Origin of the sequence: Stenotrophomonas sp. TWI700 (genome assembly GCF_039673645.1) — a bacterium.
In the GTDB taxonomy this organism is placed as follows: Bacteria; Pseudomonadota; Gammaproteobacteria; order Xanthomonadales; family Xanthomonadaceae; genus Stenotrophomonas; species Stenotrophomonas maltophilia_AA.
In genome coordinates this window covers 48,906-70,466 of sequence record NZ_JBDJMB010000011.1, presented here as the reverse complement: position 1 = coordinate 70,466, position 21,561 = coordinate 48,906, and the positions used below count along the sequence as shown (strand labels likewise).

Below are 21,561 nucleotides of genomic sequence, written 5' to 3'. Positions count from 1 at the left end.
AGCCGGCCAGCGGCCGGCACTACCGGGGCCTGTGGGGAGCCGGCCGGCGCATGGGCGGGGAGCCGGCCGGCGCATGGGCGGGGAGCCGGCCAGCGCATAGGCTGGGAGCCGGCCAGCGGCCGGCACTACCGTTGAGGCAGGCGCCGTGCCTTCAGGGCAGGAACAGCTCGACCACGTCGTTGGTGAAGCGGCGGCCCAGTTCGGTCGGCGTGGCGCGGTCGCCGCTGACGGTCATCCAGCCGTTGGCCACGGCCACGCCCAGCGGCGCGGCGATCTGCGCCCGGTCCAGTCCGGTGCGCGATTCGAAATCCTTCAGGCCGAACCCCTCATGCAGGCGCAGCAGGTTGAGCATGTACTCGAACGGCAGGCGATCGGCACTGATCACATCGTCACCGCCGATCGAGGCCGCGGTTCCGGCGGTGTCCATGAAGGTCTGCGGGTGCTTGTGCTTCCAGCGGCGCAGCACGTGCTGTTCGGCACCGCTGCTGATCTTGCCGTGCGCGCCGGCGCCGATGCCCAGGTAGTCGCCGAAGCGCCAGTAATTGAGGTTGTGCTGGCTCTGCCGGCCGGGCCTGGCGTAGGCACTGACCTCGTACTGCGCGTAGCCGGCGTCGGCCAGCATCTGCTGGCAGTGCTCCTGGATGTCCCACGCCGAATCCTCGTCGGGGATGCCCTGCGGCGGCCGCGCGAAGAACACGGTGTTCGGTTCCAGCGTGAGCTGGTAGTGCGACATGTGCGTGGGCTGCAGCGCGAAGGCGCGCTCCAGGTCATGCTCGGCCTGCGCCAGCGTCTGCTGCGGCAGCGCGTACATCAGGTCGATGTTGAAGTTGTCGTAGCCGGCGTCCTGCGCCAGTTTCACCGCACGCTCGGCCTCGTTGCTGTCGTGGATGCGGCCCAGGCGCTTGAGCGCCTCGTCGTTGAAGGTCTGGATGCCGAAGCTGATCCGGTTCACCCCGGCCGCGCGGTAACGGTCGAAACGCCCGTGCTCGGCGGTGCCCGGGTTGGTCTCCAGGGTCACTTCCAGGTTCGGCGCGAAGCGCAGCCGGGCCGAGGCGGCCTGCAGGAAGCGGTCGATCGCCTCCGGCGGGAACAGGCTGGGCGTGCCGCCACCGAAGAACACGCTGCTCACCACCCGGCCCCAGACCAGCGGCAGGTCCTGGTCGAGGTCGCGGATCAGCGCGTCGATGTAGGCCTCGAACGGCAGCTCGCCCTTGGCCGCATGCGAGTTGAAATCGCAGTACGGGCATTTGCGCACGCACCAGGGCAGGTGCACGTACAGCGCCAGCGGCGGTGGCACCAGCCGCGGGGCGTGGTCGTGGTCCCCCGAACAGGCTTCGCCGGGCAGGTGGGCGCAGGAGGCGTGGGGCATCACAGCAGCTCGGGCAGCTTCTGCTTGAGCAGCTGCAGCGCCTTGGCGCGGTGGCTCATCGCGTTCTTCAGGTCCGGCGCCATTTCCGCGGCGGTCTGTGCCAGCACCGGGTCCAGGAACAGCGGGTTGTAACCGAAGCCGTGGCTGCCGCGCAGTTCATCGACGATCACGCCTTCCCAGCTGCCTTCGCAGATCAGCGGCTGCGGGTCATTGGCATGGCGCAGCAGCACGATCACCGCGTAGAAGCGGGCGCTGCGGCGCTCGGCCGGTACGTCGCGCATCGCCTCGAGCAGCTTGGCGTTGTTGGCCGCATCGTTGGTGGGGCTGCCGGCATAGCGCGCGCTGTACAGGCCGGGCGCGCCGTCGAGCGCATCCACGATCAGGCCCGAATCGTCGGCCAGCGCGGGCAGGCCGGTGCTCTGGCAGGCATGGCGTGCCTTGATCAGCGCATTTTCGACGAAGGTCAGGCCGGTTTCCGGCACGTCGCTGACGCCGAGTTCGCCCTGCGCCACGATCTCCAGCGGCAGGCCGCTGAGCATGGCCTGCAGTTCCTTCAGTTTGCCGGCGTTGCCGCTGGCCAGGACCAGTTTCATTGCTTGGGCTCCAACAGATCCCACGTATTGCCGTACAGGTCGCGGAACACCGCGACCGTTGCGTAGACCTCCTCGCGTGGGGTTTCGAGGAAGGTCACGCCACGCGCGGTCATCGCCGCGTGGTCGCGCCAGAAATCATCGGTGTTCAGGAAGAAGCCGACCCGGCCGCCGGTCTGGTTGCCGATCCGCGCGCGCTGTTCGTCGGTGCGGGCGCGCGCCAGCAACAAGGCGGCCGCGCTGCCGTCGGTCGGCCCGACCACCACCCAGCGCTTGTCGCCCTGGTCGATGTCATCGATCAGGCTGAAGCCCAGCGCGCCGGTGTACCAGGCGATCGCTTCGTCGTAGTCGGCCACCACCAGGGTGGTCAGGGCGATGCGACGGTTCATGCCTGGGCCAGGGCCGCCTGCTGCGCGGCGAACAGATCCTTGATGCCCTTCTCGGCCAGTGCCAGCAGCGCATCCAGCTCGTCGCGGCGGAAGGCATGGCCTTCGGCGGTGCCCTGCAGCTCGATGAAGCCGCCGCCGTCGTTCATCACGACATTCATGTCGGTATCGCAATCGCTGTCTTCGGCGTAATCCAGATCCAGCACCGGGGTGCCGCGGTAGATACCGACCGAGACGGCGGCAACCGCACCGAAGATCGGGTTGCGCTTGATGTCGCCGCGCTTGATCAGGAAGTTCACCGCGTCGACCAGCGCCACGTAAGCGCCGGTGATCGCGGCGGTACGCGTGCCGCCATCGGCCTGCAGCACATCGCAGTCGAGCGTGATGGTGCGCTCGCCGAGCGCGCCGCGATCGATGCAGGCGCGCAGGGTGCGGCCGATCAGGCGCTGGATCTCCAGCGTGCGGCCCCCCTGCTTGCCGCGGGCGGCTTCGCGATCGTTACGGGTGTGGGTCGAACGCGGCAGCATGCCGTACTCGGCGGTCACCCAGCCTTCGCCCTTGCCACGCAGGAAGCCCGGCACGCGGTTTTCCACGCTGGCCGTGCACAGCACGCGGGTCTCACCGAAGCTGACCAGGACCGAGCCCTCGGCGTGACGGGTGAAGGCGCGCTCGATGCGCACTTCGCGCAGCTGGTCGGCCTGGCGGCCGCTGGGACGGGAATCAGTCATGCTCAAGTTCCGGTAAGACGGGGGATGCGGGGCCACGCCCGGGCCGGGGACCGGCGGGCGAGGAGGCTCTGAGGAGACCGCTAGGGTACCATTTGCACTTTGAGAGCACCGGAAACCCGCATGATTCGAAGCATGACCGCCTATGCCAACGGCGAGCGCGCCACCCGCTGGGGCACGCTGGCCTGCGAGCTGCGCTCGGTCAACCACCGGTTCCTGGAGGTCGGCGTGCGCCTGCCCGAAGAACTGCGTGCGTTGGAGCCGCACCTGCGCGAGCGCGTCGCTTCGCGCTGCAGCCGCGGCAAGATCGATCTGGTCATGCGCCTGCGCGCGCCGGAGGTCACCGGTGCCCTGGTGGTCAACGATGCGCTGCTCGGCCAGCTCGGCGAGCTGGCGACCCGGTTGTCCTCGGGATTCCCGAGCCTGCAGGTGAGTTTCACCGAGCTGCTGCAGATGCCGGGCGTGATGCAGGGTGAGGCGGTCGATGCCGCCGCGCTGCATGCCGAAGCCTTGGCCCTGCTGGATACCGCGCTGGACGGCTTTGTCGCCGCGCGTGAGCGTGAAGGCGACAAACTCGCCACCGCGATCCAGGAGCGCGTGGACAGCATCGAGCGCATCGCCGCCGAGGTCACCACCCTGATCCCGCTGATCCGCGAAGGCCAGCGCACCAAGCTGGCCGCCCGCCTGGCCGACCTGCCGCACCCGGTCGATCCCGGCCGTGCCGAGCAGGAGTTGGTGATGTGGCTGCAGAAGCTGGACGTGGATGAAGAGCTGGACCGCTTGGGCAGCCACATCGCCGAGATCCGCCGCGTCTTCACGCAGCGCGAGCCGGTCGGCCGCCGCCTGGACTTCCTGCTGCAGGAGTTCAACCGCGAGGCCAACACGCTGGGCTCCAAGTCGGTGGACAGCCGTACCTCCAATGCCGCCGTCGAGCTGAAGGTGCTGATCGACCAGATCCGCGAACAGGTGCAGAACATCGAATGAGCAGCCAGACCCCGCCCGTCGGTGCGCCTGCACGCGGCACCCTGTACATCGTGGCCGCGCCCTCCGGCGCCGGCAAGAGCAGCATCGTCAACGCCACCCTGGCCCGCGACCCGCAGATCGCCCTGTCGATCTCGTTCACCTCGCGCGCCACCCGCCCGGGTGAAATCAACGGCGAGCACTACCACTTTGTCAGCGCCGAGGAATTCGAATCGATGATCGCCGCCGGCGACTTCTTCGAGCATGCCTGGGTGCACGGCGACTGGAAGGGCACCGCGCGGCAGTCGGTCGAGCCGCAGCTGTCGGCCGGCCAGGACGTACTGCTGGAGATCGACTGGCAGGGCGCCCAGCAGGTCCGCCAGCTGGTGCCGGGCACGGTCACCGTGTTCATCCTGCCGCCGTCCAAGCAGGCGCTGCAGGACCGGATGCGCAAGCGCGGGCAGGACAGCGAGGCGGTGATCGCCCAGCGCCTGGCCGCCGCGCGTGAAGAAATGCTGCACTTCAACGACTTCGACTACGTGATCGTCAACGAAGTCTTCGAGACCGCGGTGGATGAACTGTGCGCCATCTTCACGGCCAGCCGCCTGCGCCGGGAGGCCCAGAAGGTCCGCCACGCGGGCCTCATCCAGGCCCTGCTGACCCAGGACCCGCCCACAAACGACTGATTCCAAACGGGGTGCTAGCCGGTTGGCTTGATTTTGTCCAGCCCTGGCGGGTACACTCCGTCCCCTTTCCCTCATTCGATTGAGCAGCCCTCACCGGCTGCCGGGAGCCCGCATGGCCCGCATCACCGTAGAAGATTGTCTGGAAGTCGTGAACAACCGTTTCGAACTGGTCATGATGGCGTCCAAGCGCGCCCGTCAGCTGGCCAATGGCGTCCAGGCCACCCTGGACAACAGCGAAACCGAAGACAAGCCGACCGTGCTGGCGCTGCGCGAAATTGCCGCCCGCAAGATCGACAACGCCCTGATCGACGAAGTCGAGAAGTCCGAGCGCGAGCGTGCCGAGCGTGAAGCACTGGAGTGGGCCGCTGCCGAAGTCGTCGCCGACGAAGACATGTCCAAGAACGACGACTGATCGCCTCGCGCGTACGTTGTTGTTGCTGCGAACAGCCCGCCTTTTGGCGGGCTGTTTCGTTTGTGCCGCCAGTGGCTGCGGTCGGGGCGTGTTGTTGCAGGTGAAACTCCCTGTTCAGGGATTTGCCGATATCACGCCGCTGGCATAGTCTTTGAGCATGAACCCAGGCCCCACTGCCAAGGTCGCCACGCCCGCCGGCGCGGCCGTACCCGACTATGTCCTCCAGCTTGAGCGCGCAGCGCACTATCTGCCGCCCGATCAACTGCCGCTGCTGCGCCGCGCCTGGGAAGTAGGCGCTGCCGCGCATGCCGGCCAGACCCGCAAGTCGGGCGAGCCCTACATCACCCACCCGGTCGCCGTGGCCCAGGTGCTGGCCGAGCTCGGCCTGGACGTGGAGGCGTTGATCGCCGCGATCCTGCACGACACCATCGAAGACACGCCGCTGACCCGCGAGGAGCTGGCCGCCGAGTTCGGCGAAGCCGTGGCCGAGCTGGTCGATGGCGTCACCAAGCTGGACAAGCTGAAGTTCCGCGATCGCCAGGAAGCGGCGGCGGAGAGCTTCCGCAAGATGCTGCTGGCGATGTCGCGCGACCTGCGCGTGATCATGATCAAGCTCGCCGACCGCCTGCACAACATGCGCACGCTGGGCGCGCAGAGCCGCGAGGCCCGCGGCCGGATCGCGCGCGAGACGCTGGAGATCTATGCCCCGATCGCGCAGCGGCTGGGCATGAGCCTGGTCAAGAGCGAGCTGCAGAACCTGGGCTTCAAGGCGCTGTACCCGTGGCGCCACGCGATCCTGGAAAAACACATCCGCAGCCAGCCGGTGGTCCGCCGCGAGGCGATGGCGCAGGTGGAGGTGCAGCTGAGCCAGCGCCTGGCCAAGGAAGGGCTGGAACACCGCCTGGTCAGCCGCATCAAGACCCCGTGGAGCATCTACAACAAGATGTGCGACGAGAACAAATCCTTCGATCAGGTGATGGATGTGTTCGGGTTCCGGTTGGTGGTGCGCAACGTGCCCAACTGCTATCACGCGCTGGGTTCGGTGCACGCCACGTTCAAACCGCTGGATGGGCGCTTCCGCGATTTCATCGCGATCCCCAAGGCCAACGGCTACCAGTCGCTGCATACGGTGTTGTTCGGGCCGTACGGTTCGCCGATCGAGGTGCAGATCCGCACCGAAGAGATGGACCTGATCGCCGAGCGCGGCGTGGCGGCGCACTGGACGTACAAGTTCGGTGGCGATTCGCCCAACAGCGCGCAGAGCCGCGCACATGCGTGGATCGTGGAATTGATCGATTCGCAGCGGGCCGCGGGCTCGTCGCTGGAGTTCCTGGACAACGTCAAGGTGGACCTGTTCCCGGACGAGGTCTATCTGTTCACGCCCAAGGGCAAGATCCTGGCCTTGCCGCGCAATTCCACCGCGCTCGATTTCGCGTATGCGGTGCATACCGACGTGGGCAACATGGCGGTGGCCTCGCGGGTCGACAAGAAGCTGGTCCCGCTGCGCACGAAACTGGTCAGCGGGCAGACGGTGGAAGTGATCACCGCCCGTTCGGCCACGCCGAAGCCGCAGTGGCTGGAGTTCGTGGTCAGTTCGAAGGCGCGTACCGCGATCCGTCACCAGCTCAAGCAGCTGGAACACGAGGACGCCGTGCAGCTGGGCCACCGGATGCTGGACCGCGCGCTGGAGGCGATGGACAGCTCGCTGGAGCGCCTGCCGAAGGGGCGCCTGGATGCCTTCCTGGCCGAACACCGGTACCCGCGCCTGGAGGCGCTGCTGGCCGAGGTGGCACTGGGCAACTGGATGCCGAACCAGGCCGCGCAGGCACTGATGGCGTATGCGGAGCTGCGGGGCGGGGCGCATTCCAAGCATTCGCAGGAAAAGATCCTGATCAACGGCAGCGAGCGCGGGGTGGTGAGCTTCGCCAACTGCTGCCAGCCGATCCCGGGCGACGACATCATGGGGTACCACACGGCCGGCAAGGGCATCGTGGTGCACCGGCTGGATTGCCCGAACCTGGCGGAGCTGCGCAAGTCGCCGGAGCGCTGGGTGCCGATCGGGTGGGATACGACGGTGTCGGGCGATTACGATACCTCGCTGATCGTGGAGGTCGAGAACGGGACCGGCGTGCTGGCACAGTTGGCGGCGGCGATCGCGCAGAGCCATTCGAACATCGAGCGCGTGGATTATCTGGATCGCGATTTCAATGCGGCGGTGCTGTGCTTCAACGTGCAGGTGCGTGATCGGAACCATCTGGCGGAAGTGATGCGCAGGCTGCGGCGTCTTTCGGTGGTGCAGTCGGTACGGCGGCAATAATTGCCCCGGCGACCGGCCGGATGACGGCATCCCGGTAGATCACGCCATGCGTGGATGCGCTCCGTTCCGGCACCGCCAAGCCACGCATGGCGTGGCGCTACCCGTTCCGGCGGTACAATCGCGTTCCCCCTTTTGAACCGTGGAGCTCCCATGTCCCGTCAGATCATCACCAGTGCCAAGGCCCCGGCCGCCATCGGTCCGTATTCGCAGGCCGTGCGTGCGGGCAATACCGTGTATTTCTCGGGCCAGATTCCGCTGGATCCGGCCACCGGTGAGATCGTCGGTGTGGGCGATATCGAGGCGCAGGCGCGCCGTGCGTTCGACAACCTGAAGGCAGTGGCCGAAGAAGCCGGTGGTTCGCTGGATCAGATCGTCCGTCTGGGCCTGTACCTGACCGATCTGGGCGAGTTCGCCAAGGTCAATGCGGTCATGCAGGACTACTTCAAGGCGCCGTTCCCGGCCCGCTCCACCATCGAAGTCGCGGGTCTGCCGAAGGCCGCCAACTTCGAAGTCGATGCGGTGATGGTGCTCGACCAGGCCTGACGTGGCGCGGTCACGGGCTCCTGCACCGGCGCTGGCCGCGGCCGGGGAGGCATCGTTGTCGATGCTCTCCGGTATCGGGCCGGCGGTGGCGATCAAGCTGGCCGCCCGTGGCCTGTCTTCGCTGCAGGACCTGTGGCTGCATCTGCCGCTGCGCTATGAGGACCGTACCCGGCTGACCACCATCGCGGCGCTGCAGCCGGGGGTGGCGGCCCAGGTGGAGGGGCGGGTGAGCGCGGTCGAGCGCGGCTTCCGCTATCGGCCGGTGCTCAAGGTGGCGATCGAGGATGATTCGTACGGCACGCTGGTGCTGCGGTTCTTCCATTTCCGCGCCCAGCAGGTGTCGCAGTTTGCCGTGGGCACGCGGATCCGCTGCTACGGCACCGCCAAGCCCGGCCATCACGGGCTGGAGATCGTCCATCCCAGTTACCGGGTGATGGGCGGCAATGAAGAGGATGCGCTCGGCGACAGCCTCGATCCGGTCTATCCGGCGGTCGAAGGCGTGGGCCCGGCGACGATGCGGAAGTTCATCGGGCTGGCGCTGGACAGGTTGCCCGAAGAATCGACGCTGGAATTGTTGCCCGCCGGCTGGTTGTCCGGCCTGGGCCTGCCATCGCTGCGCAGTGCGCTGTTGACCGTGCACCGGCCACCGCCGGACGCCGATCTCGCCGCGCTGGCCGCGGGCCGGCATCCGGCGCAACGCCGGCTGGCCATCGAGGAATTACTGGCCCACCACCTGAGCCTGCGCCGCCAGCGCATGGCGTTGCAGGCACACCACGCGCCGTCGCTGCGTGGGCAGGGCGTGCTGGTGGCGCAGCTGCGCGACAGCCTGCCGTTCCAGTTGACCGGTGCGCAGCAGCGCGTGTTCGAGCAGATCCGCAAGGACCTGGCCAAGGCGCACCCGATGCTGCGGCTGGTGCAGGGCGATGTCGGCTCGGGCAAGACCGTGGTCGCCGCGTTGGCGGCGATGCTGGCGGTGGAGCGGGGCAAGCAGGTCGCATTGGCCGCACCCACCGAACTGCTGGCCGAGCAGCACATGAACAATCTGCGCGCCTGGCTGGAGCCGCTGGGCGTGCGCACGGCGTGGCTGGCCGGCAAGGTCACCGGCAAGGCGCGCACCAAGGTCCTGGCCGAGGTCGCCTCGGGCGAGGCCCAGGTGGTGGTCGGGACGCATGCGCTGATGCAGGACAGCGTGGTGTTCAAGGACCTGGCACTGGCCATCGTCGATGAGCAGCACCGTTTCGGCGTGCACCAGCGGCTGGCACTGCGCGACAAGGGCGCGGACGGGCGCAGCGTGCCGCACCAACTGGTGATGACCGCGACCCCGATTCCGCGCACGCTGGCGATGTCCGAGTATGCCGATCTGGATGTCTCGGCGATCGACGAGCTGCCGCCCGGGCGTACGCCGGTGCAGACCGTGGCACTCAACAATGATCGCCGTCCGGAGCTGATCGAGCGCATCGCGGTGGCCTGCCGCGAAGGCCAGCAGGTGTACTGGGTCTGCACGCTGATCGAGGAAAGCGAAGAGCTGGACGCCACCCCGGCGCAGGCCACGTTCGAGTCGTTGCAGGCGTTGTTGCCGGACGTGCGGGTGGGGCTGGTACATGGGCGGCTGAAGGCGAGCGAGAAGCTGGCCACGATGGTCGCCTTCAAGGCCGGCGAGATCGATCTGCTGGTGGCCACCACGGTCATCGAGGTCGGCGTGGACGTGCCGAATGCGTCGTTGATGATCATCGAGAACGCCGAGCGCCTCGGCCTGGCCCAGCTGCACCAGCTGCGCGGCCGGGTAGGGCGCGGCTCGGCGGTGTCGCGGTGCGTGCTGCTGTACCAGGCGCCGTTGTCGAACATGGCGCGTGAGCGGCTGGAAACGATGCGGCAGACCAACGATGGCTTCCTGATCGCCGAGAAGGATCTGGAGCTGCGGGGCCCCGGCGAGCTGCTGGGCACGCGGCAGACCGGCCTGGCCGGGTTCCGCATTGCCGACCTGGCCCGCGATGCGGATCTGCTGCCGGGCGTGCACGCGCTTGCCGAGCGGTTGCTGGTGGAGGCGCCTGAGGTGGCCGATCAGGTGGTGCGGCGCTGGATCGGCACGGCCGTGCGGTACGCGTCGGCATAGCGCGCCGCCAAGCGGAGTGGGCGGGCACCGCCTTGTATTTGTGATGGCAGGGTGCGAAAGTCCCTTGCCGATTATCAAGACGGCAACGATGAGCAAGAAGATTCCGCTGTTGATCGACACCGACCCGGGTGTCGATGATGCCCTGGCCCTGTTGATGGCCTTCGCCGATGAGCGCCACGATATCGTTGGCCTGACCATCGCCGCCGGCAACGTTGGCCTGGACCACACGGTCCGCAATGCCCTGAAACTGTGCGAAGTGGCTGGCCGCGAAGACGTGCCGGTCTACGCCGGTACCGCCGATCCGCTGCTGCACCCCTCGGTCGATGCCGCCCATGTGCACGGCGCTGATGGCTTTGGCGACGTCAACCTGCCGGCCGCCAAGCGCCAGGCCGAGGCCGAACACGCCGCGCTGGCGATCCTGCGCCTGTCGCACGAATATGCCGGCGAACTGTTCCTGGTCGCACTCGGTCCGCTGACCAACCTGGCCCTGGCCCTGAAGCTCGACCCGACCCTGCCGCAGCGCGTGAAGCGCTTCCTGGTGATGGGCGGGGCGGTGACCTGCCACGGCAACATCACCCCGGCCGCCGAGTTCAACATTGCCTTCGATCCGGAGGCGGCGCACATCGTGTTCACCGGCTTCCCGCACATCGAAGTGGCGGATTGGGAAGCCACCGTGGCCCATGGCCTGCTGCATGCCGATGTGGAGCAGTGGCTGGCCGCGGACAGTGACAAGGCCCGTTTCTACGAGCTGATCTCGCGCCAGACCCGCCTGTGGTCCGAAGACAGCCGGGGCGAGCGCTGGTACGCCGCCGATGCCCTGGCGATGGCCTGGGCGCTGCAGCCGGAAGGCGCGCTGCGGGTCGAATCGCGTCCCCTGAACGTGGAACTGGCCGGTGTGCACAGCCGGGGTGCTACCATTGTCGACTGGAACCGCCAGACCGGGCAGCCGGACAACACCCAGCTGCTGATGGCCTACGACCAGGGTCGCTTCGAGACCCAGGTGAGGGCGGCACTCGGCGTCTGATGACGCCGCTGCGGCGGACCTTTCGCACGGTTGATGGACCCGGCTTGCCCTTTGCGGCGGCCGGGACTATAATGCCGCTCTTGACCACCAGCCCTTATTACGGTGCGCGCCCATGAAGGCCGATATTCATCCTGCTTACCGCGACGTGGTTTTCCACGACGTTACCTCTGATTTCAAGATCCTGACCCGTTCGACCATGTCCACCAAGGACACGATCAAGTGGGAAGACGGCAACGAGTACCCGCTCGTCAAGGTTGAAATCTCCTCGGCTTCGCATCCGTTCTACACGGGCAAGCACAAGGTGATCGACACCAGCGGCCGTATCGACAAGTTCCAGAAGCGTTTCGGCAAGCCGGCGCCGACCGCAGCCTGATCTGTCGACGCAGCTGCTTGAAAACAACGGTCGCTTTGGCGGCCGTTGTTTTTTGTTGTTTCCGGATTACTGAACGCCAGGTGAGGCCCACATGCCCCGCCGACGGAACGCTGTGTCCGTGACGCCGCGCCAGCCCTTGTGCGCGCTGGGATGACGCCTTCCGCGCGATCCGGAACCTGCGTCTACGACTTCCGTCCTAGGGCGTCGAAAATGTTGCTGTGCGATAATGGCGGGATCCACGATAACGATCGTGGACTTCCTTCACGTGCCTGACCCATGCGCTTGGGCGGGCGCCTTCCCTCGAGGAGCGCACACAGTGTCCGATCTTGATCAGGTCACGCTCAACGCCGGCGACACGTCGGTTGTTCTGCCAGTCATCAAACCCACGCTCGGCAACGATTGCGTCGATATCTCGAAGCTGACCAAGGAAACCGGTCTCTTCACGTACGACTCCGGCTTCACCGCCACCGCCAGCTGCAAGTCCGCCATCACCTACATCGACGGTGACAAGGGCGTGCTGCTGTATCGCGGCTATCCCATCGAGCAGCTCTCGGAAAAGTCGAGCTACGTCGAAGTGGCCTACCTGCTGATCAACGGCGAGCGTCCGAGCGCCGAGCAGCTGAAGGCCTTCACCGACGAGCTGGCGGCCGAAGCCGATGTGGATCCGTCGATCAACACGCTGATCGGCAGCTTCGCCAAGGATGCCCATCCGATGGCCATCCTGACCGCCGCCATCGCGCAGCTGTCGGGTATCTACCACGCCTCGCTGGACCTGTCCGACGCCGAACAGCGTCGCCACGCCGCGGTGCGTCTGATCGCCAAGGTGCCGACCCTGTCGGCCCTGATCTACCGCCACGGCAAGGGCCTGCCGGCCAACAAGCCGGACACCTCGCTGGATTACGTCAGCCGCTTCCTGAAGCAGACCTTCGAGTCCGCCGATGGCCAGTACGAGCTGAACCAGGACGTGGTCAAGGCGCTGGATCTGCTGTTCATCCTGCACGCCGATCACGAGCAGAACGCCTCGACCTCGACCGTGCGCCTGGTCGGTTCGACCGGTGCCAACCCGTATGCGTCGGTCGCCGCTGGCGTCACCGCGCTGTGGGGTCCGGCCCACGGCGGTGCCAACGAAGCCGTGCTGAAGATGCTGGAAGAGATCGGTTCGGCCGACAACGTCGAGTCCGCCGTGCTCAAGGCCAAGGACAAGACCTCCGGCTTCCGCCTGATGGGCTTCGGCCACCGCGTGTACAAGAACTTCGACCCGCGCGCCAAGGTCATCGGTGAGATGACCGGCAAGGTGCTCAAGCAGCTGGGCGTGCAGGATCCGCTGCTGGACGTCGCCGTCAAGCTGGAGCAGGCCGCGCTGCAGGACGACTACTTCGTCGCCCGCAAGCTGTACCCGAACGTCGATTTCTACAGCGGCATCATCTACAAGGCGCTGCAGATCCCGACCGAAATGTTCACCGTCATGTTCGCCCTGGGCCGCACCTCCGGCTGGGTGGCACATTGGCTGGAACAGCAGGTCGATCCGGAAATGAAGATCGGCCGTCCGCGCCAGGTCTACACCGGCAGCGACGTGCGCGACTACCAGGGCTGATCGCTCCGGCAGTTCGTGATGAAAACGCCCCGCATCGCGGGGCGTTTTTTTGCCTGTCCCTCCCTGCGCGGGCAACCGGCCTTACCGCTTGGCCGTGCGGTTTCTACGTCGTCCGGCGGCTCTCAGCGTGCTTCAACATAGCGGCTGGGCGATTCCCCCAGTGCACGCCGGAACGCCGACGAAAACGCGCTCGGGCTGGTGTATCCGAGGTCCAGAGCCACCCGGGTGACCGGCTGCCCGGCACCCAGGCGTTCGATCGCGGCGAGCAGGCAGACCTGCTGGCGCCATTCGGCAAACCCCACCCCGGTGTCCGCGCGGAACTGGCGGGTGAACGTGCGTCGGCTCATGCCCGCCTCGGCGGCGACCGCATCGAGTGTGGAGGCGATCGAGGGCGCATCGGACACCTGCTGGCAGGCACGCGCAAGGCGTGGGTCGCGGGGCAGCGGCGCATGCAGTGACAGGCGTGGCATCACCGCGATCTCTGCGACCAGCAACTGCATCAGCCGGCCGGCACGACCGTCCAGGTCGTACAACGCCGGCAGGTCGACCGCATCGTCCATCAGGTGCCGCAGCAACGCCGATACGGCATGTACGCCGCAGCGCGCTGGCAACCGGGCGGCCGCCACTTCTTCCGCCGCCACGAACACATTGAGCATCGTGACCGGGCCACGCATCGCCATGGCGTGGGCGACGCCTGCGGGCACCCAGCACGCACGCTGCGGTGGCACCAGCCAGTGTCCCTCGGGCGTGGTGAGGCTGATCGTGCCGCGCGAGGCAAACGCGAACTGACCGCGCCGATGCGCGTGGTCGGGGAAGACGGATCCGGCGGCGTAGTCGTTGGCGGTGACCACCACGGCGCGCGGCAGGTCTTCAAAGGGATCGAGCAGGGTATTGCGCATGGCCCGGATTCTATCGCCATCGGCCTGCTATCGACGGCGGGCCACGCGCCGCCGCCCTAACATCGCGGCCCAACCCCACACCCGCACGGTGCAGCCATGGCCACTACCTTTCACCGCGTCGGCACCGGCGCCCATCCCGTCCTGGTCCTGCACGGCTGGTTCGGCGACGCGCATGCGTTCGAACCGATCGAGCCGTGGCTGTCCGATGAGGTGTTCAGCTACGTCTTCATGGACTGCCGCGGCTACGGCGGCATGCGCGACGCACGCGGTGATTACACGATCGACGAGATCGCCAACGACGCGCTGACCCTGGCCGACTCGCTGGGCATCGAGACCTTCAGCCTGGTCGGGCATTCGATGGGCGGCATGGCCATCGAGCGGATCGCGGTCCTCGCCCCGGATCGCGTGCGCGCGCTGGTCGCCGTCGCGCCCGTGCCTTGTGGCGGCATCGCCTACGATTCAGCAACGCGGCAACTGCTGGAAGCGGCCGCCGGGAGCGCCGGCATCCGGCGCGGAATCATTGATCGCAGCACCGGCGGACGACTTCCCGACACGTGGCTGGACTGGAAGACGCGGTACTCGATGGCGCACGCCTCCCCGGAGGCCTTCGCAGCCTATTTCACGGCATGGGCCGACACCGACTTCAGCACGGAGATCGTCGGCCGGCACCCGGTGAAGGTGCTGGTCGGCGAGCACGATCCGGTCTTCCATCGCGCGCTGATGGAACGGACCTACCTGCGCCGCTACGCGCACGCGTCCGTGGAGGTGATCGGCAACGCAGGGCACTACCCCATGAACGAAACGCCGCTGGCACTGGTGGCCGCCATCGAGGCGTTCCTCGCGCCGTTCGGTGATCGCTGAGCGGCGTCAAACGCGCGGTGGACTCAGCGGCTGCCCAGATAGCCTTCGATCTCGCTCTCGGCCAGCAGCTCACGCACCTGCGCGGCCGACGCGCGCCGCATCGGCTTCTCATCGATGGCCGACAGCGGTGGCTGGCGCAGGCCGTCGTAAGGCAGCACGGCGATGTCGAAGGTCAGCTCCTCGGCGCTGAACACCCACACCGGGGCGTCCAGGGTGCGCTCGCGGTCCAGCCGCAGCCGCCGCGTGCGCGATTCGGCCGGAATGCCGTGTTCGTCGAGATGGCGCTGCACCGCATCGGCGTCGTCGCTGTGCACCTGCAGCTGCACGGGGCTGTTGGCGTCGGCGGTGCCATCGAGCACCGGGCCGCACAGCCGCGGCGAGAAGGCCTGCAGGAAGTCCATCGCACGCAGGGCCGCTTCACGGCGCAGGCGCAGCTGCGCGCCATGGTCGGCACCGGCAAACAGCCGCTGGTACTCGCGCAGCGCGTCTTCGATCTCGGTGTTGCGGGGCAGGGAGGCATCGTCGTGGATGCCGAGCCGGGTGGCCGCCTTGAGCTTGGCCTGGTGGTAGTCGCGGATGCCGCCCTCGGCCATCAGGCGGGCGGCCTCGTGCGCCAGCTGGTGGCGGCGCTCCCGGGTCTGCGTGGCTGCATGCTGGCGGGCTCGATGCATGACCGGAACTCCTTGGCGACCTGCACGGCAATGTACACCGGCGATGTGACAGACGGGTAGAGCCTCGCCATGCGTGGCTGTGCCTGCGATCAGGGATGCGTGCAGCCACCCATGGGGTGGCTCTACCCTGCGATCAGGGATTGCGTGCAGCCACCCATGGGGTAGCTCTGCCGGGGCGATGGGGCGGACGATACGAAGGGGGAGCGAACAAAAAAAGGCCGGGCAGTGCCCGGCCAGTGTTCCATCGCGGCGCCGGGCGTACCCGGCGCATGCGGTCAGAAGATATCGAACGCGGCGTCGTCGGCCTGCGGGGTGTGGCTGTTGAAGTCGTACTCCTCCAGCTTCTCCATGTCCTCCACCTTGACCCACTCGGTCGCGCCGTTGAGCGTGGCCTGGACCATGCCCGACGGCGGCTCGTTCTGCGCGATCGGGGTGTCCTTCAGCGCGGCGCGCATGTACTCGATCCAGATCGGCAGGGCGGCGCGGCCGCCATACTCGCGGTAGCCGAGCGAACGGAAGTCGTCGCGGCCCACCCACACGGTGGTCGCGTACGGGCCACCGAAACCGGAGAACCAGGCATCGCGGTGGTCGTTGGTCGAGCCGGTCTTGCCGCCCACGTCTTCGCGTCCGAGCACCTTGGCCGCGGTACCGGTACCGCGCTGGACCACGTCGCGCATCATCGAGTTGAGCTGGTATGCGGTGCGGGCATCGATCGCGCGCGGGGCGACCTTGGCATCCGGGTTGACCGGGGCCGGGGCTTCCACGGCAGCCGTGGCGGCCGCCTGCTGCGGCTTGGCCGGTGCAGCGTTGGCTGCGGGCGCGGCGCCGAAGTTGAAGCCGTCCACGACCTGGCTGACCGGCACGCCACTGGTGCCGGCGCAGTCGCGGCAGGCCACGGCCGGGTTTTCCTTGAACACTTCCACGCCGTCGCGGTCGACGACCCGGTCGATCAGCCAGGTGTCCACGCGCGAGCCGCCGTTGGCGAACACGGCATAGCCGCGCGCCACCGAGAGCGGGGTCAGCGAGGCGGTGCCCAGCGACATCGACAGGTTCGGCGGCAGCTCGGCCTCGGCGAAGCCGAACTCGCTGATGTACTTGCGCGCGTAATCCACGCCCATGCCATCGAGCAGGCGCACCGAGACCAGGTTGCGCGACTGCACCAGCGCTTCACGCAGGCGCATCGGGCCACGGAAGCCGCCCCCGTCGTTCTGCGGCGACCAGGTCTTGCCGCGGCGGTCGCGGAACACGACCGGGGCGTCGAGCACGATCGAGGCCGGGTTGAAGCCCTTGTCGAAGGCGGCCGCATAGATGAACGGCTTGAAGCTCGAGCCCGGCTGGCGGCGGGCCTGGGTGGCGCGATTGAACTTGTTGCCGGAGAAGCTGAAGCCGCCGACCAGCGCCTTCAACGCGCCGTTTTCCGCGTCCAGCGAAACCAGGGCGGCCTGGCCGCGCGGGATCTGGTCGAGCAGCCACTCACCGTCCTTCTCGCCGGCCCGCACGCGCACGATATCGCCGCGGGTCACCAGCTTGGCTGGGGTCTTGTTGGTCCAGCGGGCGGCGCTGGCGGGCAGCACCACTTCGCTGCGGTTGCCCAGCACCACGGTCGCGCTGCCATCGGCGGCGGTCGCCGCCACGATCGCCGGCAGCAGGCCGGTCTGTGCGGGAATGCCGGACAGCTTGGTGGCCAGCGCGGCGGCATCGGCGTCGGCCGGGACCTCCACGTGCTGCTCCACGCCGTGCCAGCCGTGGCGGTGATCGTAGGCCAGCAGGCCATCGCGCACCGACAGGTTGGCCGCGGTCTGCAGCTCGGCGTTGATCGTGGTGGTCACGTGGTAGCCCTTGTTGACCACGTCGCCGCCGAAGCGGGCGATCATTTCCTGGCGGACCAGCTCGGCCACGTAGGGGGCTTCCACCTGCAGCGGCGGCTCATGCGCGGTGGCGTGCATCGGCACGGCCTTGGCCGCGTCGGCCTCGGCCTGGGAGACGAAGCCCAGGCTGGCCATGCGCTGCAGCACATAGTAGTCGCGGCGCTCGCGGGCACGCTCGGGGTTGCTGATCGGGTTGCCGGAGGACGGGAACTTGGGGATGCCGGCCAGCGAGGCCATCTCGTCCAGGTCCAGCTCGCCCAGCTTCTTGCCGTAATAGAACTCGGCCGCGGCGGCCACGCCATAGGCGCGGTTGCCGAAGAAGCTCTTGTTGAGGTACAGCTCGAAGATCTCGTCCTTGCTCAGCTCGCTCTCGATCTTGCGTGCCAGCAGGATCTCGGCCAGCTTGCGGGTGTAGCTGTACTCCGAGCTCAGGAAGAACTGGCGGGCGACCTGCTGGGTGATGGTCGAACCACCGGGCACGCGCTTGTCGTTGGTGGTGGCCAGCAGCCAGACCGCGCGGCCGATGCCCTTGTAGTCCACGCCGCCGTGCTCGTAGAAGCGCGCGTCCTCGGTGGCCAGGAAGGCCTGCTTGAGGCGCTCGGGGACGTCCTTCATGGTGATGGGGGTGCGCCGGGTCTCGCCGAACACCGCCATCAGCTTGCCATCGCTGGCATAGACGTACATGGGCTCCTGCATCTCCACGTCGCGCAGGGTCTGCACGTCCGGGAGCTTGGAGGAGACGGCGTAATACAGGCCACCGGCAACCGCGGCGCCGATCAATGCCAGGACCAGGAACGCGACCAGCATCCAGCGCAGCCAACGGCGAAGACGTGTCATCAGTGACAGATTCCGATTGCGAATTTCGTGGTCGCAGAGTATAGATTACGCAAGGGAACGGCTGGGGTTGTTCCTGGGGAGAGCAGTCGATCACCGTCTGGGGACGCGTGAAACGAGCACTGGTGCTCGTTTTACAGCTTGACGGTTGCGATTTGCAAAAAAAACGTTATTAATGCGCGGTCGCAGGTTCTGCGTCCAAGTGCCCATCGGCAGGGGAGAAACCGTGGGGCTTATCCCAAAAAGCCAGTCGCCTCTTATCGGCGTCGATATCAGCTCGACTGCAGTAAAGCTGTTGCAGCTATCCCGCAGCGGCAATCGTTTCCGCGTGGAACATTACGCCGTGGAACCACTTCCGCCGAATGCGGTGGTGGAGAAGAACATCGTGGAGGTCGAAGCGGTCGGGGAGGCCATTCGACGCGCCGTGAACCGCTCCGGAACCAAGGCACGGCATGCCGCCGCCGCCGTGGCCGGCTCGGCCGTGATCACCAAGCTGATCCCGATGCCCGCCGATCTGGACGAGAACGACATGGAAGCCCAGGTCGAGCTCGAGGCGGTCAATTACATCCCGTACCCGATCGAGGAAGTGAACCTCGATTTCGAAGTGCTGGGTGCGATTCCGAACAATCCGGAAATGGTCCAGGTGCTGTTGGCCGCCTCGCGCTCGGAGAACGTCGAGCTGCGCCAGTCGGCGCTGGAGCTGGGCGGGCTGGTGGCGCGGGTGATGGACGTGGAGGCCTTCGCGGTCGAGAACGCCTTCGCCCTGGTGGCCAGCGAGCTGCCGGTGGCCAGTGATGGCGTGGTCGCGCTGGTGGACATCGGCGCCACCATGACCACCCTGAACGTCCTGCGCGGCGGGCGCAGCCTGTACAGCCGCGAACAGGTGTTCGGCGGCAAGCAGCTGACCGACGAAGTGATGCGCCGTTACGGGCTGACCTACGAAGAGGCCGGCCTGGCCAAGCGCCAGGGCGGACTGCCGGAAAGCTACGAGATGGAAGTGCTGGAGCCGTTCAAGGAGGCCACGGTCCAGCAGATCAGCCGCCTGCTGCAGTTCTTCTATGCGGGCAGCGAGTTCAACCGGGTCGACCACATCGTGCTCGCCGGCGGTTGCGCGGCCCTGACCGGCCTGCCGGACATGGTGGAAGAGCAGCTGGGCGTGGCTACCGTGGTGGCCAACCCGCTGGCACAGATGACGCTGGGCCCGAAGGTGCAGGCACACGCCCTGGCCCAGGATGCCCCGGCGCTGATGATCGCCACTGGTCTGGCCCTGAGGAGCTTTGACTGATGGCGCGCATCAATTTATTGCCCTGGCGCGCCGAGCGGCGCAAGCAACGCCAGCGCGACTTCTACGCCATGCTCGGTGCGGCCGCCATCGGCGGCCTGCTGCTGTCGCTGTTGATCTGGTTCTACTACGACCGCCAGGTCAGCGGACAGGGTGATCGCAATACCTTCCTGCAGGCCGAGATCGACAAGGTCAAGGAGCAGAACAAGGAGATCGAGCGCCTGGACCGCCAGAAGGATCGCCTGCTGGCGCGCAAGGCCGTGATCGAGGAACTGCAGGCCAAGCGCTCGCAGATGGTGCATCTGTTCGATGCGCTGGTGCGGACCATCCCGGACGGGGTGGTGCTGACCACGCTCAAGCAGGAGGGCGACGTGCTGACCCTGGAAGGTCGTACCCAGTCCAATGCGCGCGTCAGTGCCTACATGCGCAACCTGGAAAGCTCGGGCTGGATGACCAACCCGGAGCTGTCGATCATCGAGGCCAAGGCGCCGGAGCGTGACAAGGCCGGGGCCGCCAGCGGTCCGGTGATGGACATCAAGTCGCTGCCGTACATGTTCGTGGTCAAGGTCAATCTGCCGGCCCAGAGCAGCGTCACCGAGCTGGCCGCCGATGGCAGCGTGATCGAGCCGACCGCCGATCCCGCCCCGCCGGGTGCGACCCCGGTGGCACCGGTCGCCCCGCTGTCGCCGGCACCGGCCGACGCACCGGCCGCGCCGGTCTCGCCCGATGCCGCCGATCCGGCCAAGCCGACCGGCAGCAGCCGCATCGTGCCGTCCACGCCCTCCGCGCAACCTGCACAACCGGCGGCGCCGGCCCCGGCCCAGAAGGGGGCCGCCGCATGAGCCAGAAGATCAATCTCAAAGAGCTGGACTTCAACAACATCGGCAACTGGCCGCAGAAGGCCAAGGTCGTGTTCTGCGTGCTGCTGGCGCTGTTCATCATGATCATGGCCTGGTTCCTGCTGATCAGCGGCAAGCGCGATGAGCTGGCCTCGCTGGAAAGCCGCGAGACCCAGTTGCGTGCCGAGTTCGAGAAGGAACAGGGCCGCGCGGTCAACCTCGAGCCGCTCAAGCAGCAGCTGACCCAGATGGAGCAGGTGCTGCAGCAGATGCTGCGCCAGCTGCCCAGCAAGACCGAGATGCCGGACCTGATCATCGACATCTCGCAGACCGCGTTGTCCAGCGGCCTGTCCAACGAGCTGTTCCAGCCCGGTGCCGAGCAGCCCAAGGAGTTCTACGCCGAGAAGCCGATCGCCCTGCGCATGGTGGGCAGTTACCACCAGTTCGGCGCGTTCGTCAGCGGCGTGGCCTCGCTGCCGCGCGTGGTCATCCTGACCATGCACGACATCAACCTGAAGCCGAAGGATCCCAAGACCGGCATCACCGCCCGCAGCGGTGCGCTGGAGTTGTCCGGAACGGTCAAGACCTACCGTTACCTGGATGACGTGGAGATGGAAGCCCAGGAGAAGGCTGCCGCCGAGAAGGAAAAAGCGGCGAAGAAGGGAGGCCGGAAATGAGCCGCCTGACCTCGACCGCACGGGTATGCGGCCTGTTGATGGTGCTGCTGCTGGCCGGTTGCGCCCGCGGCGTGACCAGCACGCCCGGCGATGCGCCGAACCTGGAGAAGTGGGTGGCCGACGTGCGTGCACGCCCGGCACCGCCGCTCGAACCGCTGCCGGTGATGCAGCAGTTCGAGACGTTTGAATATTCCGCGCAGGGGATGCGCGACCCGTTCACCGACGCCTGGACCAATCCGCAAGGGGGATCGGGGCTGCGTCCGGATCCGAACCGCCGCAAGGAGCCGCTGGAAGATTTCCCGCTGGACAGCCTGGACATGGTGGGTTCGATCGGCCGTGGGGGCGGGCTCGTCGCGCTGGTGATGGCGCCGGACAAGGTCACCTATCGGGTGCGTCCGGGCGTCTATCTGGGGCAGAGCGACGGGCGGGTGACCGGGGTCTTCGAGGACCGGATTGAGCTGATTGAACTGGTGCCGGATGGCGCGGGTGGCTGGCTGGAACGGCCGGCAACGCTCGCGCTTGAAGATCAATGAATGAT

The 21,561-nt window shown here is 67.2% G+C and carries 21 protein-coding genes; 14 read left to right on the top strand and 7 right to left on the bottom strand.

Going from position 1 to position 21,561, the window contains the following annotated elements:
* Window positions 1-151: 151 nt before the first annotated feature.
* From hemW to rph, 4 genes are read right to left on the bottom strand one after another with little or no spacing between them, the layout of a single operon-like run.
* Complete coding sequence (gene hemW / locus ABE473_RS10390; protein ID WP_346479246.1) at window positions 152-1,369, bottom strand: radical SAM family heme chaperone HemW; 1,218 nt, start codon at window positions 1,367-1,369, stop codon at window positions 152-154.
* Window positions 1,369-1,962 (bottom strand): RdgB/HAM1 family non-canonical purine NTP pyrophosphatase, encoded by a 594-nt coding sequence (rdgB, locus tag ABE473_RS10385; protein WP_176988320.1) that lies wholly within the window; start codon window positions 1,960-1,962, stop codon window positions 1,369-1,371. The genes hemW and rdgB overlap by 1 nt, the downstream gene beginning before the upstream one ends.
* Window positions 1,959-2,348, bottom strand: coding sequence for a VOC family protein (locus ABE473_RS10380; RefSeq protein WP_346489407.1), 390 nt, complete (start codon window positions 2,346-2,348; stop codon window positions 1,959-1,961). The genes rdgB and ABE473_RS10380 overlap by 4 nt, the downstream gene beginning before the upstream one ends.
* Complete coding sequence (gene rph, locus ABE473_RS10375) at window positions 2,345-3,073, bottom strand: ribonuclease PH (protein ID WP_176988322.1); 729 nt, start codon at window positions 3,071-3,073, stop codon at window positions 2,345-2,347. Before rph ends, ABE473_RS10380 begins: the two co-directional genes overlap by 4 nt.
* A 120-nt stretch (window positions 3,074-3,193) precedes the next feature.
* Here rph and ABE473_RS10370 point away from each other — a divergent pair, with 120 nt between their 5' ends.
* The 9 genes from ABE473_RS10370 (at window position 3,194) to ABE473_RS10330 (ending at window position 13,092) form a co-directional block, all read left to right on the top strand.
* Window positions 3,194-4,054 (top strand): YicC/YloC family endoribonuclease, encoded by an 861-nt coding sequence (locus ABE473_RS10370; protein WP_179460177.1) that lies wholly within the window; start codon window positions 3,194-3,196, stop codon window positions 4,052-4,054.
* On the top strand, window positions 4,051-4,716 hold the full coding sequence (gmk, locus tag ABE473_RS10365; protein WP_176988324.1) for a guanylate kinase: 666 nt from the start codon (window positions 4,051-4,053) through the stop codon (window positions 4,714-4,716). The genes ABE473_RS10370 and gmk overlap by 4 nt, the downstream gene beginning before the upstream one ends.
* A gap of 112 nt (window positions 4,717-4,828) precedes the next feature.
* The gene (gene rpoZ, locus ABE473_RS10360; RefSeq protein ID WP_176988325.1) at window positions 4,829-5,128 is read left to right on the top strand and encodes a DNA-directed RNA polymerase subunit omega; all 300 of its coding nucleotides are present in this window, start codon (window positions 4,829-4,831) and stop codon (window positions 5,126-5,128) included.
* A 157-nt stretch (window positions 5,129-5,285) separates the two neighbouring features.
* Entirely contained in the window at window positions 5,286-7,445 is a 2,160-nt protein-coding gene (locus tag ABE473_RS10355; protein WP_179460178.1) for a bifunctional (p)ppGpp synthetase/guanosine-3',5'-bis(diphosphate) 3'-pyrophosphohydrolase, read from the top strand.
* A 150-nt stretch (window positions 7,446-7,595) separates the two neighbouring features.
* The gene (locus tag ABE473_RS10350) at window positions 7,596-7,988 is read left to right on the top strand and encodes a RidA family protein (protein WP_176988327.1); all 393 of its coding nucleotides are present in this window, start codon (window positions 7,596-7,598) and stop codon (window positions 7,986-7,988) included.
* A 1-nt stretch (window position 7,989) separates the two neighbouring features.
* A complete protein-coding gene (gene recG, locus ABE473_RS10345) occupies window positions 7,990-10,101 on the top strand; it encodes an ATP-dependent DNA helicase RecG (RefSeq protein ID WP_346489406.1) in 2,112 nt (703 codons plus the stop codon).
* 88 nt (window positions 10,102-10,189) lie between these two features.
* Complete coding sequence (locus ABE473_RS10340) at window positions 10,190-11,125, top strand: nucleoside hydrolase (RefSeq protein ID WP_176988329.1); 936 nt, start codon at window positions 10,190-10,192, stop codon at window positions 11,123-11,125.
* 112 nt (window positions 11,126-11,237) lie between these two features.
* On the top strand, window positions 11,238-11,498 hold the full coding sequence (locus tag ABE473_RS10335) for a type B 50S ribosomal protein L31 (protein WP_019183873.1): 261 nt from the start codon (window positions 11,238-11,240) through the stop codon (window positions 11,496-11,498).
* A gap of 316 nt (window positions 11,499-11,814) precedes the next feature.
* Window positions 11,815-13,092 (top strand): citrate synthase, encoded by a 1,278-nt coding sequence (locus tag ABE473_RS10330; protein ID WP_121039442.1) that lies wholly within the window; start codon window positions 11,815-11,817, stop codon window positions 13,090-13,092.
* 122 nt (window positions 13,093-13,214) lie between these two features.
* Here ABE473_RS10330 and ABE473_RS10325 read toward each other — a convergent pair whose 3' ends face one another.
* The gene (locus ABE473_RS10325) at window positions 13,215-13,991 is read right to left on the bottom strand and encodes a helix-turn-helix transcriptional regulator (RefSeq protein WP_346489405.1); all 777 of its coding nucleotides are present in this window, start codon (window positions 13,989-13,991) and stop codon (window positions 13,215-13,217) included.
* 96 nt (window positions 13,992-14,087) lie between these two features.
* Here ABE473_RS10325 and ABE473_RS10320 point away from each other — a divergent pair, with 96 nt between their 5' ends.
* Window positions 14,088-14,852 carry an alpha/beta hydrolase gene (locus ABE473_RS10320; RefSeq protein ID WP_346489404.1) on the top strand — a complete coding sequence of 255 codons (765 nt, stop codon included), beginning with the start codon at window positions 14,088-14,090 and terminating at the stop codon, window positions 14,850-14,852.
* Between the two features lie 23 nt (window positions 14,853-14,875).
* Here the strand turns inward: ABE473_RS10320 and ABE473_RS10315 are convergent, their stop codons facing one another.
* Both ABE473_RS10315 and ABE473_RS10310 read right to left on the bottom strand, forming a co-directional pair.
* On the bottom strand, window positions 14,876-15,523 hold the full coding sequence (locus tag ABE473_RS10315) for a hypothetical protein (RefSeq protein WP_346489403.1): 648 nt from the start codon (window positions 15,521-15,523) through the stop codon (window positions 14,876-14,878).
* 275 nt (window positions 15,524-15,798) lie between these two features.
* Window positions 15,799-18,228, bottom strand: a complete 2,430-nt coding sequence (locus ABE473_RS10310; RefSeq protein WP_346489402.1) for a penicillin-binding protein 1A — start codon at window positions 18,226-18,228, stop codon at window positions 15,799-15,801.
* 223 nt (window positions 18,229-18,451) lie between these two features.
* Between ABE473_RS10310 and ABE473_RS10305 the strand changes: the two genes are divergently transcribed.
* The 4 genes from ABE473_RS10305 to ABE473_RS10290 are packed head-to-tail and all read left to right on the top strand — an operon-like array spanning window position 18,452 to window position 21,556.
* Window positions 18,452-19,510: a pilus assembly protein PilM gene (locus tag ABE473_RS10305; RefSeq protein ID WP_019183880.1), complete on the top strand. Its 1,059-nt coding sequence runs from the start codon at window positions 18,452-18,454 to the stop codon at window positions 19,508-19,510.
* Window positions 19,510-20,349, top strand: coding sequence for a PilN domain-containing protein (locus tag ABE473_RS10300; RefSeq protein WP_179460185.1), 840 nt, complete (start codon window positions 19,510-19,512; stop codon window positions 20,347-20,349). The genes ABE473_RS10305 and ABE473_RS10300 overlap by 1 nt, the downstream gene beginning before the upstream one ends.
* Window positions 20,346-21,023, top strand: a complete 678-nt coding sequence (locus tag ABE473_RS10295) for a type 4a pilus biogenesis protein PilO (protein WP_179460186.1) — start codon at window positions 20,346-20,348, stop codon at window positions 21,021-21,023. Before ABE473_RS10300 ends, ABE473_RS10295 begins: the two co-directional genes overlap by 4 nt.
* A 38-nt stretch (window positions 21,024-21,061) precedes the next feature.
* A complete protein-coding gene (locus tag ABE473_RS10290; protein ID WP_257018742.1) occupies window positions 21,062-21,556 on the top strand; it encodes a pilus assembly protein PilP in 495 nt (164 codons plus the stop codon).
* Window positions 21,557-21,561: the final 5 nt, after the last annotated feature.

What these genes read in the sequence shown, in the direction of transcription:
- ABE473_RS10355 (WP_179460178.1), top strand. Translation starts at nt 5,286, where the DNA reads ATGAACCCAGGCCCCACTGCCAAGGTCGCCACGCCCGCCGGCGCGGCC.
- ABE473_RS10295 (WP_179460186.1), top strand. Translation starts at nt 20,346, where the DNA reads ATGAGCCAGAAGATCAATCTCAAAGAGCTGGACTTCAACAACATCGGC.
- gmk (WP_176988324.1), top strand. Translation starts at nt 4,051, where the DNA reads ATGAGCAGCCAGACCCCGCCCGTCGGTGCGCCTGCACGCGGCACCCTG.
- rpoZ (WP_176988325.1), top strand. Translation starts at nt 4,829, where the DNA reads ATGGCCCGCATCACCGTAGAAGATTGTCTGGAAGTCGTGAACAACCGT.
- rph (WP_176988322.1), bottom strand. Translation starts at nt 3,073, where the DNA reads ATGACTGATTCCCGTCCCAGCGGCCGCCAGGCCGACCAGCTGCGCGAA.
- ABE473_RS10320 (WP_346489404.1), top strand. Translation starts at nt 14,088, where the DNA reads ATGGCCACTACCTTTCACCGCGTCGGCACCGGCGCCCATCCCGTCCTG.
- ABE473_RS10310 (WP_346489402.1), bottom strand. Translation starts at nt 18,228, where the DNA reads ATGACACGTCTTCGCCGTTGGCTGCGCTGGATGCTGGTCGCGTTCCTG.
- ABE473_RS10300 (WP_179460185.1), top strand. Translation starts at nt 19,510, where the DNA reads ATGGCGCGCATCAATTTATTGCCCTGGCGCGCCGAGCGGCGCAAGCAA.
- ABE473_RS10370 (WP_179460177.1), top strand. Translation starts at nt 3,194, where the DNA reads ATGATTCGAAGCATGACCGCCTATGCCAACGGCGAGCGCGCCACCCGC.
- rdgB (WP_176988320.1), bottom strand. Translation starts at nt 1,962, where the DNA reads ATGAAACTGGTCCTGGCCAGCGGCAACGCCGGCAAACTGAAGGAACTG.
- ABE473_RS10340 (WP_176988329.1), top strand. Translation starts at nt 10,190, where the DNA reads ATGAGCAAGAAGATTCCGCTGTTGATCGACACCGACCCGGGTGTCGAT.
- ABE473_RS10325 (WP_346489405.1), bottom strand. Translation starts at nt 13,991, where the DNA reads ATGCGCAATACCCTGCTCGATCCCTTTGAAGACCTGCCGCGCGCCGTG.
- ABE473_RS10380 (WP_346489407.1), bottom strand. Translation starts at nt 2,348, where the DNA reads ATGAACCGTCGCATCGCCCTGACCACCCTGGTGGTGGCCGACTACGAC.
- ABE473_RS10315 (WP_346489403.1), bottom strand. Translation starts at nt 15,523, where the DNA reads ATGCATCGAGCCCGCCAGCATGCAGCCACGCAGACCCGGGAGCGCCGC.
- ABE473_RS10350 (WP_176988327.1), top strand. Translation starts at nt 7,596, where the DNA reads ATGTCCCGTCAGATCATCACCAGTGCCAAGGCCCCGGCCGCCATCGGT.
- hemW (WP_346479246.1), bottom strand. Translation starts at nt 1,369, where the DNA reads ATGCCCCACGCCTCCTGCGCCCACCTGCCCGGCGAAGCCTGTTCGGGG.
- ABE473_RS10290 (WP_257018742.1), top strand. Translation starts at nt 21,062, where the DNA reads ATGGTGCTGCTGCTGGCCGGTTGCGCCCGCGGCGTGACCAGCACGCCC.
- ABE473_RS10335 (WP_019183873.1), top strand. Translation starts at nt 11,238, where the DNA reads ATGAAGGCCGATATTCATCCTGCTTACCGCGACGTGGTTTTCCACGAC.